This window comes from Aeromonas sp. 600479, from assembly GCF_049175515.1.
GTDB classification, from domain to species: domain Bacteria; phylum Pseudomonadota; class Gammaproteobacteria; order Enterobacterales; family Aeromonadaceae; genus Aeromonas; species Aeromonas veronii_A.
Window position 1 is genome coordinate 47,440 of sequence record NZ_JAAKVF010000007.1, and the last position, 13,386, is coordinate 60,825.

Genomic DNA, 13,386 nt, shown 5'->3' on the forward strand with positions numbered 1-13,386 from the left:
CTTTGCCACTCTGGCATTCTGCTCACCGCACGCCTTGCAAATTGCGACTCGAATTGCTCCTTATTACACTGGCACAGTCCACCATGCGCCGGAAACTGGTCACTTTTAGTCCGTTGTCGCCAAAGTCAGACACTTTTCCAGGGTGGCTGTTTTTTGACCTTGCCAGCGCCTGTCGCAGACCCATCCCCCTCGCCTTGTCCGGCCAACCGGTTGTGACAAGATGGCGCCAGATTGGAACAGCCCGTGTGGGTATGCAGGAGAACAACAAGATGAACAGATCCATGATGGCAGGTATCGGTATTGGCATCGCCTCGGCCCTAGCGCTCTCGGCGGCGGCCAGCGGCTCCCTCTTTACACCACAACCCACCTTTGCCGAGGTGATCGCCAGCAAGCCGATCACCGAGAGCATCAAGACTCCCCGACAGGAGTGTCGCAACGTCACCGTGACCCACCGCAAGCCGGTACAGGATGAGCACAAGATCCTCGGTACCGTGGTGGGTGCAGCGCTGGGTGGCGTGGTTGGCCACCAGTTTGGCGGCGGCAGCGGCAAGAAGGTGGCCACCGCAGCCGGGGCTGTCGCGGGTGGTTATGCCGGTAATCAGGTGCAGGGCAATATGCAGGCGGGCGATACCTACACCACCACCGAGCAGCGCTGCAAGACCGTGCAGGATACGAGCGTCAACACCATAGGTTATGACGTGACCTATCGCCTCGCAGGTCAGGAGGGGGTGATCCGCATGAAGCAAGCCCCGGGCGCCACCATTCCGGTCAAAGATGGCAAATTGGTGATCGACCAGCCAAAAGTGTGATGTCTCCTGACCCCACTCAGCAGCAGGCCCGCCTCTTTCGAAGCGGGCCTGTGTTTTTGGGCGGCTTGTTTCCTTTTTCAAACAACGGCACGCACCACTCACGGCACCCGAACTATCACCCTTTGCAGCACTTCTTCACCGCCCGCACCACGTTCTGATAACCGGTACAGCGGCAGAGGTTGCCCGACAGCCCGCGGCGGATCTCCGCATCGGTCAGCGGACGACGTTCGGTCTTGTCGAGCAGGGCGGCGCTCGCCATCACGAGGCCCGGGGTACAAAAACCGCACTGTACCGCCCCCTCGTCGATAAAGGCCTGCTGCACGTCGGAGAGCTCATTGCCTTTGCGCTCCCCCTCCACGGTGCGAATGGATTTGCCATCGGCCCAGACCGCCAGATAGAGGCAGCTGTCGATGGCAGTGCCATTCACCCGCACGGTACAGGCGCCGCACTCACCGACACTGCACCCCTCTTTCACACTGATCAGCCCCTGCCCGCGCAGGAAATGGAGCAGCGACATGGTGGGCGGCACTGCATAGGAGTAAGGCTTGCCGTTGATCTCGCACTGGATCTCTACGGCGGGACAGCTTTGCGGTTGCATCATAGGATCTTGCCTCCGGCACGTTCGACTGCGCAGGCGACCACCCGCTGCGCCAGGGTTTTGATAAGGTGCAGGCGAAACTCCTTTTCTGCCCGCCAGGAGGAACGCGGCGCCACATCGGCCACCACCGCCTCGGCAATGGCTGCAAGGGTTGCCCGAGTCAGGGGTTGCCCCTCGGCCGCTGCTTCGGCGTGCGGGGTACGCACCGGGGTCGGGGCCGCCACGCCATAGGCCAGCCGCAGGCGCTTGAAGTGACCATCCTCAATCTGGCAGTAGGCGGCGCAGCCGATGGTGGCGATATCCATGGCATCGCGCATGGCGTACTTGAAGTAGTGGGAGCCCACATGGGGGTGCGAGTCCGGGGCAAAGTGGAATGCCACCAGAATTTCCGCCGGTTGCAGCGCAACCTTGCCGGGGCCGGTGTGAAAACCGGCGATGGGGATGCGACGCGTGCCATTGGGCCCAGCAATTTCCAGCTCCGCTTCCAGCGCGACAGTGGGCGCCGCCGAGTCGGCACTGGTGGCGCCGTTGCAGATGTTGCCGCCATAGGTGGCGACGTTGCGGATCTGCGGGCCGGCGATGGTAGCGGCCGCCTCGGCCAGCATTGGCAGGCGGCGCTGCACCAGTTCATTCTCGATGAGCTCGGTAAAGGTGGTGCCAGAGCCGATGCGGATAGAACCGTCAGCCAGCTCGCTCACCCCTTTGAGTTCGGGCAAGTCGTGAATATCGACGATATGACGATAGGCGGTGTTGAGGTGATGCAGCTGGATCATCACATCGGTGCCACCGGCCAAGAGGCGAGCCTCGGGGTCGGCCTGACGCAGGGCGACCGCCTCAGCCACGTTGTGCGCCTTGTAGTAACGGGCAATATCAAACATGGTGTTGCTCCTCCCCTGCTCCCTCGCCAATCAAACCCGCCGCGACAAACTCCCTGAACAGGGTTTTGGGGGTAATGGGCAGCTCGTTGATGGCGACCCCGGTCGCCATGCGGATGGCGTTACGGATCGCCGGGCCCGGCGAGATAATGGGCGGTTCCCCCAGTGATTTGTGGCCATAGACCGACTGGGGCTCGTAGGTCTGCACGAAGTCGCATTCAAGCTCGGGCAAATCCAGCATGGTGGGGAACTTGTAGTCAAGCAGGTTGGGGTTGCGTACCAAGCCGCTCTTAGCGTCGATGATCATCTCCTCGAACAGGGACCAGCCGATCCCCATCCCCATGCCGCCATGCACCTGCCCCTCCGCCAGCTGCGGATTGAGGATCTTGCCCGCATCGTGCAGGTTGATGATGCGATTGATGGTCACCTTGCAGAGATCGATGTCGACGCTGAGATCGACAAAGGTGCAGCCAAAGCTCGGCGGGTTGGTGGTGGTCTTGTGGGAGACCTCGGAGGTGATCTGGCCGCCGATAGTGAGGTGGTAGTAGGCGTTGACCGACACCTCGGCGACGCTGATCAGCACCTTGTCCGGCGCACCGGCCAGCACCACGTAGCCGTCGATCAGGGTCAGCGATCCCACATCCTGATGGCAGAGTTGGGCCGCCAGCGACAAAATGCGGGCCCGCAGCTGCAGCGCCGCCTGATGGATGGCGGGCGCCGCCACATAACTCTGGCGCGAAGCGAACGAGCCCGGATCGTAGGCGGTAATGTCGGTATCCTGAGTCGAAATGACCCGGATCTGATCAAATGGAATGCCTAACGTCTGGGCCGCCATCTGGGCAAAGACGGTATCCGATCCCTGCCCTATCTCGGTAGCGCCGATCTGCAGATTGACAGTGCCATCCTGATTGAGCAGCATGCGGGCACCCGCAATTTCGACCCCCACCGGATAGGTGTTGGAGCCATAGCTGAAACAGGCCACCCCGAGGCCGCGTCGTACCCGACTTGCCGGATCCTGCGCCAGGCATTCGGCCTTGAGCCGATCCCACTCGAACATCTCGCGACCACGCCGCAGGCAGTCCGGCAGCCCAGCGCTGTAGATGGTCTTCTGGTTGACCTGATTGACATCCCCCTCGCGCGCCACGTTGGCGATGCGCACATCGAGCGGATCCAGCCCCAGTTCGGCGCAGGCGTCATCCAGCATGGATTCGAGGGCAAAGATCACCTGCGGCGCGCCGTAACCGCGCATGGCACCGGCGGTGGGCAGGTTGCTGTAGAAGGTTTTGGCGTCATAACCGAAGGCGCTGCGCGGATAGAGGTAGCTGATCTTGTTGCCCCCGGCGCTGGCAATGGAGTGGCCGTGGGAGGCATAGCCGCCGGTGTTCGAGAGCACGTCGAGCTGATAGCCCTTGAGGGTGCCATCGCGGTTGAGGCCAATCTTGCCATCGATAGCAAAGCCGTGGCGGGTGCGGGAGGCAAAGAAGCACTCCTCCCGGCTCAAGGTCACCTTGACCGGCACACCGCCAAGTTTGTAGCTCAAAAACGCCGCCATCGGCTCTTCCAGCACATCCTGCTTGTTGCCAAAGCCGCCGCCCATATAGGGTTTGATCACCCGCACGCTCGACCAGGGCAGGCCGAGAGATTTGGCCACCCGGCTGCGCACTATCTGGGGGATCTGGGTGCTTGAGACAACGATGATGTGGTCCGGCTGATCCATGTAGGCGTAGCAGGTAACCGTCTCCAGATGGCAGTGCTGCACCACTGGCGTCCGATAGTGTGCCTGAAACTGCAGATCGGCCGCCGCAATGGCCTGCTCCGGATCATTGGCACGAAGCTGACTTTGACGCAGCAAATTGCCGCTCGGGTGAATGGGATAGGCATCGTCGGCCAGCGCGCTTTCGGCATCCGTCATCACCGGCAGTGGCTCGTAGGTCACCTTGACCAGCGCGGCCGCTTTTTCCGCCACCAGCGGATCGCGGGCCACCACGATGGCAACCCCATCGCCGAAGTGACGTACATGGTCGGTGAGCAGGCGGCGGTCTTTCACATCCCGTTTCGCTTCATCGAGGGACCAGGCATGACCGGCGGTACGAAAACAGGTGCTGGGGACATCTTCATGGGTAAACACGGCTTCGACCCCGTGCAGGGCCAGCGCCTCGGTCGCATCGATGGCGAGCACCTTGCCGTGGGCAATATTGCTGCGCACGTACTTGGCGTGGCGCATCCCGAGCATGATGTTGTCATCGGTATAGCGGGCGCTGCCGGTCACCTTGGCCTCGGCATCCACCCGCTTGAGCGGTAATCCTATGGACATATGCAAGTCCTTTTTCGAAGGGAAAAATCTGGAACCGGCATAAAAAACAGCAAGATATGCGCCTGTTTCCCGCCATCGTCAGGACAATGGGGAGAAGTGTGAAGGGGATCCCATCTAACCCGCTTTTGTTGGCCCGAAGCGACAAGCCAAGGTCAGCCCCTGAGCAAACGGGGCACATCAGCGGTGAAAAAAGCGGCAGCGCGGGGACATCAAGGGCGAGAGCCTATCAATCTGGTAGGAGGATTTATCAAAATGGTATCGCGATGAGACCACCCAACTGCGGAGACGGCCGAGACGTGACAGCCAGCATGGGTGGGCTAAAAATAACAGGCATAAAAATGGGGCCGCCAGTGCGGCCCCAAACGGGCGGGTTATCCCTAAATAGCCCACCCCCCAGCATAAAAGAGCACCAGCGCCAGGGCGATGATCACGGAGCCAACGTTGAGCTTGTGCCACTCCTTCGAGCAGATGCGGCCGATCACCAGCGAGCTGAAGCCAAGCATGATGCCGGTGACGATATTGCAAGTGAGCACGATAAAGACGGCGCACACCAACCCGGACATGGCACCGACCGAATCGTTGAAATCGAGCTTGGTGACATTGCTCAGCATCAAGAGCCCTACATACATCAGGGCTGGTGCGGTGGCATAGGCGGGCACCAGATAGGAGAGCGGCGAGAGAAACAGCATCAGCAGGAAAAGACCACCGACCACGGTCGCGGTCAGGCCGGTTTTTCCCCCCGCCGCCGTGCCCGCTGCCGATTCGATATAAACGGCAGCCGGTGCCGCCCCCACAAGGCCGGAGAAGATGCTGCTGACCGAGTCGGCACTGAGCGCCTTGCCGCTGTTGATAATGTGACCATCCTTATCGAGCAGGTTGGCCTGCCCCGCCACGGCGCGAATGGTGCCGGTGGCATCAAATACCGCGGTCATCACCAGCGCCAGCACGCTGGGCAGCACCAGTGGCGAGAGCGCCCCCATGATATCCAGACTGAAGATGAGGGACTGACCCTGTCCATCCGACAGGCTCGGCAGGGCGAACAGCCCCTGATACTTCACCGCCGGATCGAAAATAAGGCCGAAGATGGAGATGGCGATGATCACCAGCAGGATCCCCCCCGGTACTCTCAGCTTCTCCAGCCCGAAGATCACCGCAAGGCCGATCAGGGACATAATGACCGGCATAGAGGTAAAGGCCCCCAGCGCCACCGGCAGCCCCTCCAGCGGGTTCTTGATCACCAGCCCCACCCCGTTGGCGGCGATAAGCAGCAGGAAGAGACCGATCCCGATGCCGGTGCCGTGGGCAATCCCCATCGGCAGGTTGTCGAGGATCCAGCTACGCACCCCGGTCACCGAGATGGCGGTAAACAGCACCCCCATCAGGAAGACGGCCCCCAGCGCCACAGGAATGGGGATCTGCTGCCCCAGCACCAGACTGAAGGCGGTAAACGCCGTGAGGGAAATAGCGCAGCCGATGGCCATCGGCAACTTGGCCCAGAGCCCCATCAAGAGCGAACCGAACCCCGCCACCAGACAGGTGGCGACAAACACGGCGCCGGGAGGAAAGCCCGCCTTGCCGAGCATGCTTGGCACCACGATCACCGAGTAGACCATGGCAAGGAAGGTGGTGAGGCCCGCCAGCACCTCCTGTCTGACATTGCTGCCCCGCTCGCTGATCATAAAGTAGCGATCAAGAGCCGTGAGCGGCTGTTGCTTTGCTGCGCTCTGGCTGGCGTCATCATTGGCCAGCTGTTCCACGCTGTTTGTCCTGCTGTTTGCTTGGGTCATACCCAACTCCTTCACACGCGCCTGAATGTTCCATGACGAAATGGCGACAGGATCTGCGGGTCTGCCGAGCGCCAGTCTGATGAGAAACAGGCGATGGTGGCAGAGGATGCGACAGACAGACCAGGGCTGGCAGCCTTGACTCAAACGTTTGCCTTGCTGGTCAAAAAACCGGGCCATTTCACGTTCTATGCGGGGAGATCCCCTGTGGTGCGGCAAGACTGGCGCCCCTGTGGGGCACGCCAGCCGCCGTATTCGTTGGGCTGCGCAGCGGCAGCCCACTACAAGTCCTACCCCCGTTCGTGTACCAGTTGGCCATCCACATAGGTGCGGTAGATGGACCTGTCATCCCCCAGGGTCAGCAACACAAAGAGCTTGTCCCGCAAGGTGGTGGAGTTGTCATAACGCAGCTGCTGCAGCGGGGTGGCGACCGGGTCGAGCACCACAAAGTCCGCCTCCTTACCCACCGCAAAGCTGCCGATCTTCTCATCCAGCCCGAGCGAATGGGCACCGCCCAGAGTCGCCAGATAGAAGGCCTGATAGGCCGAGAGCCGCTCGCCCTGCAACTGCATCACCTTGTAGGCCTCGTTGAGGGTCTGCAGCATGTTGAAGGTGGTACCGGCGCCGATGTCGGTGCCCATCCCCACTTTCACCTGCTTGCGCCACGCCTTGTGCAACTTGAAGAGACCACTGCCGAGATAAAGGTTGGAGGTGGGACAAAAGGCGATAGTGGAGTTGGTCTCTTTCAGGCAATCCCACTCCTGCTCTTCCAGATGGACGCAGTGAGCAAACACGCAGTTGTGGCCGGTGAGCCCATGCTGGTGATAGACGTCGAGATAACCCTTGTGCGCCGGGAAGAGGGATTTGACCCAGGCGATCTCGTCCTTGTTCTCGCATAAATGGGTGTGCAGATAGGTGGTGGGAAACTCTTCGCGCAGCCGCCGCGCCATCGTCAACTGCTCGGATGTCGAAGTGGGTGCAAATCTTGGTGTGATGGCATATAGAAGTCGACCGTTACCGTGCCAGCGTTCGATAAGCTGCTTGCTCTGCACATAGCTGCTCTCGGCGGTATCGAGCAGATAATCTGGCGCGTTGCGATCCATCATCACCTTGCCGGCGATCATCCGCATATTGATGCGACTGGCCGCCTCGAACAGGGCATCCACCGACTCGGGGTGAACGGTGCCAAACACCAGTGCCGTGGTGGTGCCGTTTCGCAGCAGCTGCTTGATAAAGAAGGTGGACATCTCGCGGGCATACTCGAGATCGTTGTAACGCCGCTCGGCCGGGAAGGTGTGGCGGTTGAGCCACTCCAGCAGTTGCTCGCCATAGGCCCCCACCATCTCGCTCTGGGGATAGTGAATGTGGGTATCGACAAAGCCCGGCACTATCATTTTGCCGCGATAATCCCGCACCCGCACCTCGGCCGGAATGCGATCACGGCCCTCCTCCCACTCACCGAACCAGTCGATACAGCCGTTGCGAATGATCAGCAGACCATCCTCGATAAGACGGGCGTTGGACTCAATCTCCTCGGGCTGATCCACCACCCGGGTGATGTCGAAGAAGCTGCCGCGTACCGCTTTGACAGAGTTGTCGTTTTTCATAACCGTTTCCCTGTTTTTCTTGTTCTGTTGACGTTTTTTGCCGGTTTAACCGTCAGATCCGTTCCACTTGTGGCGCCACCGCCTGCCCGGGCACTGGCTCTGGTGAACCCTCACCCTTGCTGACCGATGGCTGGCCCGCGCTGCGGACGGTAAAGATCACATCCGGCTTGTCGCTCAGCTGGATCACCTCCACCGCCTCGGCATCCCTGACGGCCGCCTTGCGCTTGCGGCTCTGTGGCAACACCAGATTCATGATGATGGCGGTGATGCCGCCGGCGCAGATGGGGTTCTCCACCAGCATGTAGATACCCGCCGGCAGCACCTTGAAGACGTTCGGGTCATAGGAAACTCCGAGCCCCAGCCCGAGCGAAGTGGCGACAATCAGGGTCTCCCGCCGATCGAAACCGTGGCTGATGATGATGCGACCACCGGCGATGGCGATCATCGAGAACATGATGACCATGGCGCCCCCCATCACAGGTGACGGTATGGTGGTAAAAAAGCGCCCCACCACCGGGAAGAGCCCCAGCAGCACCAGAATGACGGCGATAAACTTGCCCACGTGACGCGAGGCCACCCCGGTCATCTGGATCACCCCGTTGTTCTGGGCAAAGGTGGTGAGCGGCAGGGAACCGAGCGCCGAGGCGATCACCGAGACCAACCCATCAGCCAACACTCCGCCGGAGAGCCGTTTTTGAAACTCGGGGCCCTGAATATCCCGGTGGGAGACCATGGCGGTGGCGGTGATGTCCCCCACAGCCTCCAGCACGCTCAACAGATAGATGGTGCCCGCCAACATAAAGGCGTGAAAGTCGAAGGAGAAACCGTACTTGAACGGGATCGGCACCGTAATAAGCGGCAGGTTCTCAAGGGCGGAAAAATCCACCATTCCGAGCATCAGAGCCACCGCATAACCCACCATCAGACCGATGGCAATACCGCTCATCCGCAGCAGCGGGCTTCGGCTGCAGTTGAAGGCGACGATGACGCAGAGCACCAGAAGCCCCAGTCCGATGTGCTCGTATTTACCAAAGGTGCCGCTGCTCATGGCGGAGAAGCCGCCGCCAAAGTCGATGATCCCCACCTTGATAAGGCTCAGACCAATCATCAGCACCACTACCCCGCTCACGGTCGGGGTGATCACCCGCTTGAGGTAGGGCAGCACAAAGGAGGAGCCCATCACCAGAAAGGCACCGACAAAGGAGACCCCGAGCAGAGTCGAGACGATCAGCTCCTCATGGATGCCATCTTTTTTCATGGCGCCGCCGAGGGCGATCATCACGGTGACGAAGGAGAAGTTGACCGACTGGATGGAGAGCAGCCCCGAACCGATGGGGCCATAACGGTTCACCTGCAGCCAGGTGCCGATACCGGAGGCGATCATCGCCATGGAAACCAGATAGGCGGTGATCTCGGTAGAGAGGCCCAGGGCGCCACCGACGATCAGCGCCGGGGTCACCATGGGGACAAAAATAGCCAGCAGATGGGTCACTGCGCCCATCAGGGTTTGATAAAACGGGGGTTTGTCTTCCAGCTCGTAAATAAGATCCGAGTGCTTGCGTGTTGTTTTAGACATCGTGTTTGTCCCATCACACAGAATGTAGGCGGAGTACTCATTCCGCCGTCAGGCGCTGGGGGCGAGCTGGCGCCCGCCCCTCACCTTTTCTTTTGTTATGCCGACACTTTTTGCTCCAGCTTGCCCAGTTCGCGCAGGATCTGCTCCGGCGTGAAGTGCCACTTGCGCAGCCAGACACCGCAGGCGTCGTGAATGGCGGTAGCGATGGCGGGCGCCGCGCCGTTGACCCCGATCTCCGAGATGGACTTGGCGCCGTAGGGGCCAACCTTGTCGTCACTCGGTACCAGGAAGGCCCGGAAGTCGCGCGGAATGTCGCCAATCTTGGGCGCGCCATAGCTCTTCAGATCCCGGGTGAGCGGGATGCCCTTGCTGTCGTAGCAGATCTCCTCGCTCATGGTGTGGCCGATGGCCCGCATGGTCGCCCCGTAGATCTGGCCGAGCGCCAGTTCCGGGTTGATGGGGGTACCACAGTCGAGCAGGGCGTAGAACTTGTCGAGCCGGATCTCGCCAGTTCTGACGTTGACCGCCACCTCGGCGAAGTTGGCCCCATACGGGAAGGCGAGCTCCGAGGTGATGTAGCTGGCAGTGCCCACCAGAATACCGAAGCCGGTACCGGTCTCGGCCTTGTGGGCCAGCTTGGCGAGGCTCACCTCCCCCAGCTTGCCGCGCACCACACCTGGGAACGCCAGCTCAACATCTGTTACCGGCTCGCCCAGCATGGCGGCACCATGGAACAGGATCTTCGCCTTGAGGTTCTCGGCCGCCATCTTGGCCGCGTTGCCGGAGAAGCAGGTACCGGACGAGGCGTAGGCCCCCTTGTCGAACAGGGCGTGGTCGGTGTCGCCGGAGATCACATGCACATCCCCGAGCGGGCAGTGCAGCACTTCGGCAGTCAGCTTGGCCACCACGGTATCGAGGCCGGTGCCGATATCGGCGCCACCGGAGTGGACGATAAAGGTGCCGTCCGATTCCAGTTTGACCATGCAGTTGGCCTGATCGATGTCCGGGATCCCCGATTTTTGCATGATGATGGCGACGCCACGGCCGATGCGCCAATCCCCGTCGGCGGGTTTGGGGCTATCCCAGGCAATCAGTTCGCGACCCTGTTTGAGGATGGGCTCGAGGGCGCAGCTGGCGGCGTGGGGCACAGAAGTGGGCATCTTGCCCTCGCCGATGGCCCCCAGCACCTTGAGGATGTCCCCTTCATGCACCCGGTTGTGCTCCACCATGTCGAGCTGATCGATGCCCAGTTTCTCGGCCAGCTCGGCAATGGCCATGGTCAGGGCGAAGTTGCCCTTGGGCGCGCCATAACCCTGATAGGCGCCGGTCGGGCAGATGTTGCTGTAGTAGGTGTTGACGGTAAAGCGCACGTTGTCGCAAGGATAGAGCGGCAGGGAGAGCGCCGGGCCGTTGCTCGGCACCGTCAGAGAGTGGTTGCCGTAAGGGCCGGTATTGGCGCGAAAATCCATGTCGATGGCGGTGATGGTGCCATCTTTCTTGGCCCCCACTTTCACCTTCACCTTGGCCACGTGGCGGGAGGTGTTGCTGATGAACTCCTCTTCACGGGTGTAGCGGAAGGTGACCGGACGGCCGGTGACCTTGGTCGCCCAGGCGCACACTTCTTCCAGCAGGATATCCTGCTTGGAGCCAAAGCCGCCCCCTACCCGCTCCTTGATCACGTGCACCTGATGTTGCTTGAGGCCGACGATCCGCGCCACCTGACGGCGTACGTGCCACGGCACCTGAGTAGAGGCGTGAATGACCAGACGCGCCCCATCCATGTAGGTGAAGCAGATGTGCGGCTCGGTCGGGCACTGCTGGGCCTGGGTCGATTCGTAGGTGCGCTCGACAATCTCGTCCGCCTCGGCAAAGCCTTTGGCCACATCGCCGATCTGGCCATGGACGCTGGCGGCCAGGTTCTCGTGCGGGCGGGAGCCGATGGGGAAGTTGATGATCATGTGCTCGTCGCCACGGCGTACCGAGCAGGCGTTCTGCTGCTCGAGATCCGCCGGCGCACCGGCCATGTAGACGATGGGTTCGTCGTGGACCAGGGGCGCATTGGGGGCCATCGCCTCATCGATAGTCATGACCGCCGGCAGCACCTGATACTCGACCTCGATGAGTTTCAGCGCCGCCAATGCGATGGCTTCGCTCTCGGCCACCACAGCGGCGACCCTGTCACCTACGTGGCGCAGCTTGCGGCTGAACATACGGCGATCGAGCGGTGACGGCTCGGGTGCGCTCTGGCCACCCGGTGTGTAGTAGATATCCGGGCAGTTGAGGTGAGTGATGACATGCACCACCCCCGGCATGGCTTCGGCGCGGCTCACGTCGAGTTTGGTGATCACCGCATGGGGATGAGGGCTGCGCAGCATCTTGATGACCAACGCATCCTCGGTGACCCGATCCTCCACGTAGCAGGGCTTGGCCTGCACCATCTTGGCGGCGTCAACCTTGGGGCAGCTCTTGCCGATGTGGCGCAGATCGTCGCGAAACTCGGGGGCGATCTGGCACAGGTAATCGGGATCCTTCATCCGTGAGCAAGCGAGCTCGATGGCCTGATAGAACTGCTGGTAACCGCCATCACGGTGAAACAGGCCCGAGAGGGCATCGTCGATTTGATCACGGGTGGGCTCGGGATGGCGATCAAGTAGGTCGGTGACGATGAGCGCGGCGGCCGGATCGTTGTAGCCGGACTGCACCACGCCCACATCTACCATCGCCTGCTGTACCAGGCTGAGCTGGTTCCAGCTGCCCAGCGACTCGGCGGTGCGCACCTCTGACCCATCCAGTTGGGCGGCGATCAGCAGGGAGGCGTTGATCACCTTGCCGTTGAAGAGAATGGCGTCGGAGCCGGCAAAGCCAAAGCCGTCGTCGCTGTTGCGCACCGAGTGCATCCGGCACTGGTTGAACAGCACCCGCTGGGCATTCTCGCCAGCCGGAGTGATGACGGTGCGCAGGGCACCGTTCAGTGTGAAGTTGAGTTCCATCATGCCTGTACCTCCTGCTGCTGACACTCGACCAGCAGATCCGCCACCACTACCCCGCTGATATAGCGCTTGTAGGTCACGCTGCCGCCGAGATCCTCGCGCGGTGCAACCAGCTCGCTCACGGCCGCCTCCAGCGCGGCATCGTGCAGATCGCGGCGCTCCAGATCCCGCAGGCGCATCGGCTGCGGCGTAACGCCAGCAACGGCGACCCGCATCTCGCCAAGGGCATCGAGGGCCACAGCGGCGGTCATTACCGCCAGACCGTCGGCGTTGCGGCTGATGCGGCGAGTGGCGCAGCGCAGTTCAGGCTCCGGCAGCACCACCCCCAGCACCAGCTCCTTGCGCTGGCCCGCCAGATAGGCATCGATGGGTTGCAGCAGGTTGTTCTCCAGCACCACCACGGCTTCGAGCACCAGCAACACCGGCAGCAAGGGGGAGTCCTGCTGTTGGCAGGCAAGTTCGCCACCGAGAGTGGCCTGATTGCGCAGATGGCGGGAGTAGACAAACCCCAGCGCGTCGCACAGGGCGGCCGGGGTGCGGGGATCATCTTTCAGGGTCTGCAGGGTGACGGTGGCGCCGATATGGAGCTGGCCGTGCTGTTGCTCGATCTGGTCAAGCCCCAGCTTGTCCAGTGAGATAGCGACCTTCTTGTCGGTGCGGGTCGGGGCGGCGTTAAGCTTGCTGCCGCCCCCCATGTAGACGGCGTCGTTGCCGAAGCTGGCCTTGAGTTCCAAAGCCTGACCCAGTTGCTCGGGTCGGAAGAATTGCTCAATCATGTGTCGTCCTTACTCTTGCTGCCCGCCGCCGGGGTGATCCACAGGGCGGGCAATCCG

9 protein-coding genes are annotated in these 13,386 nt (G+C 61.6%); 1 reads left to right on the top strand and 8 read right to left on the bottom strand.

From position 1 onward, the window contains the following. Positions 1 to 269: 269 nt before the first annotated feature. Positions 270 to 809, top strand: coding sequence for a glycine zipper 2TM domain-containing protein (locus tag G5149_RS09695; RefSeq protein WP_031227576.1), 540 nt, complete (start codon positions 270 to 272; stop codon positions 807 to 809). 115 nt (positions 810 to 924) lie between these two features. On the opposite strand, the gene xdhC is transcribed toward G5149_RS09695, so the two are convergent. The 8 genes from xdhC to ygfM form a co-directional block, all read right to left on the bottom strand. Then, entirely contained in the window at positions 925 to 1,410 is a 486-nt protein-coding gene (gene xdhC, locus G5149_RS09700; RefSeq protein WP_021230037.1) for a xanthine dehydrogenase iron sulfur-binding subunit XdhC, read from the bottom strand. After that, positions 1,407 to 2,285, bottom strand: coding sequence for a xanthine dehydrogenase FAD-binding subunit XdhB (gene xdhB, locus G5149_RS09705; protein ID WP_265062819.1), 879 nt, complete (start codon positions 2,283 to 2,285; stop codon positions 1,407 to 1,409). Before xdhB ends, xdhC begins: the two co-directional genes overlap by 4 nt. After that, a complete protein-coding gene (gene xdhA / locus G5149_RS09710) occupies positions 2,278 to 4,596 on the bottom strand; it encodes a xanthine dehydrogenase molybdenum-binding subunit XdhA (protein WP_421212354.1) in 2,319 nt (772 codons plus the stop codon). Before xdhA ends, xdhB begins: the two co-directional genes overlap by 8 nt. A gap of 377 nt (positions 4,597 to 4,973) precedes the next feature. Further along, complete coding sequence (locus tag G5149_RS09715) at positions 4,974 to 6,275, bottom strand: NCS2 family permease (RefSeq protein WP_421212384.1); 1,302 nt, start codon at positions 6,273 to 6,275, stop codon at positions 4,974 to 4,976. A gap of 395 nt (positions 6,276 to 6,670) precedes the next feature. After that, positions 6,671 to 7,987 (bottom strand): guanine deaminase, encoded by a 1,317-nt coding sequence (gene guaD, locus G5149_RS09720; RefSeq protein WP_421212355.1) that lies wholly within the window; start codon positions 7,985 to 7,987, stop codon positions 6,671 to 6,673. A gap of 52 nt (positions 7,988 to 8,039) precedes the next feature. After that, positions 8,040 to 9,563, bottom strand: coding sequence for a nucleobase:cation symporter-2 family protein (locus G5149_RS09725; RefSeq protein ID WP_421212356.1), 1,524 nt, complete (start codon positions 9,561 to 9,563; stop codon positions 8,040 to 8,042). Positions 9,564 to 9,658: 95 nt separating this feature from the next. Further along, complete coding sequence (locus G5149_RS09730; protein WP_205759534.1) at positions 9,659 to 12,556, bottom strand: molybdopterin-dependent oxidoreductase Mo/Fe-S-binding subunit; 2,898 nt, start codon at positions 12,554 to 12,556, stop codon at positions 9,659 to 9,661. Next, positions 12,553 to 13,329: a molybdopterin-dependent oxidoreductase FAD-binding subunit gene (ygfM, locus tag G5149_RS09735; protein WP_421212357.1), complete on the bottom strand. Its 777-nt coding sequence runs from the start codon at positions 13,327 to 13,329 to the stop codon at positions 12,553 to 12,555. Before ygfM ends, G5149_RS09730 begins: the two co-directional genes overlap by 4 nt. Positions 13,330 to 13,386: the final 57 nt, after the last annotated feature.

What these genes read in the sequence shown, in the direction of transcription:
- G5149_RS09695 (WP_031227576.1), top strand. Translation starts at nt 270, where the DNA reads ATGAACAGATCCATGATGGCAGGTATCGGTATTGGCATCGCCTCGGCC.
- xdhC (WP_021230037.1), bottom strand. Translation starts at nt 1,410, where the DNA reads ATGATGCAACCGCAAAGCTGTCCCGCCGTAGAGATCCAGTGCGAGATC.
- xdhB (WP_265062819.1), bottom strand. Translation starts at nt 2,285, where the DNA reads ATGTTTGATATTGCCCGTTACTACAAGGCGCACAACGTGGCTGAGGCG.
- xdhA (WP_421212354.1), bottom strand. Translation starts at nt 4,596, where the DNA reads ATGTCCATAGGATTACCGCTCAAGCGGGTGGATGCCGAGGCCAAGGTG.
- G5149_RS09715 (WP_421212384.1), bottom strand. Translation starts at nt 6,275, where the DNA reads ATGATCAGCGAGCGGGGCAGCAATGTCAGACAGGAGGTGCTGGCGGGC.
- guaD (WP_421212355.1), bottom strand. Translation starts at nt 7,987, where the DNA reads ATGAAAAACGACAACTCTGTCAAAGCGGTACGCGGCAGCTTCTTCGAC.
- G5149_RS09725 (WP_421212356.1), bottom strand. Translation starts at nt 9,563, where the DNA reads ATGTCTAAAACAACACGCAAGCACTCGGATCTTATTTACGAGCTGGAA.
- G5149_RS09730 (WP_205759534.1), bottom strand. Translation starts at nt 12,556, where the DNA reads ATGATGGAACTCAACTTCACACTGAACGGTGCCCTGCGCACCGTCATC.
- ygfM (WP_421212357.1), bottom strand. Translation starts at nt 13,329, where the DNA reads ATGATTGAGCAATTCTTCCGACCCGAGCAACTGGGTCAGGCTTTGGAA.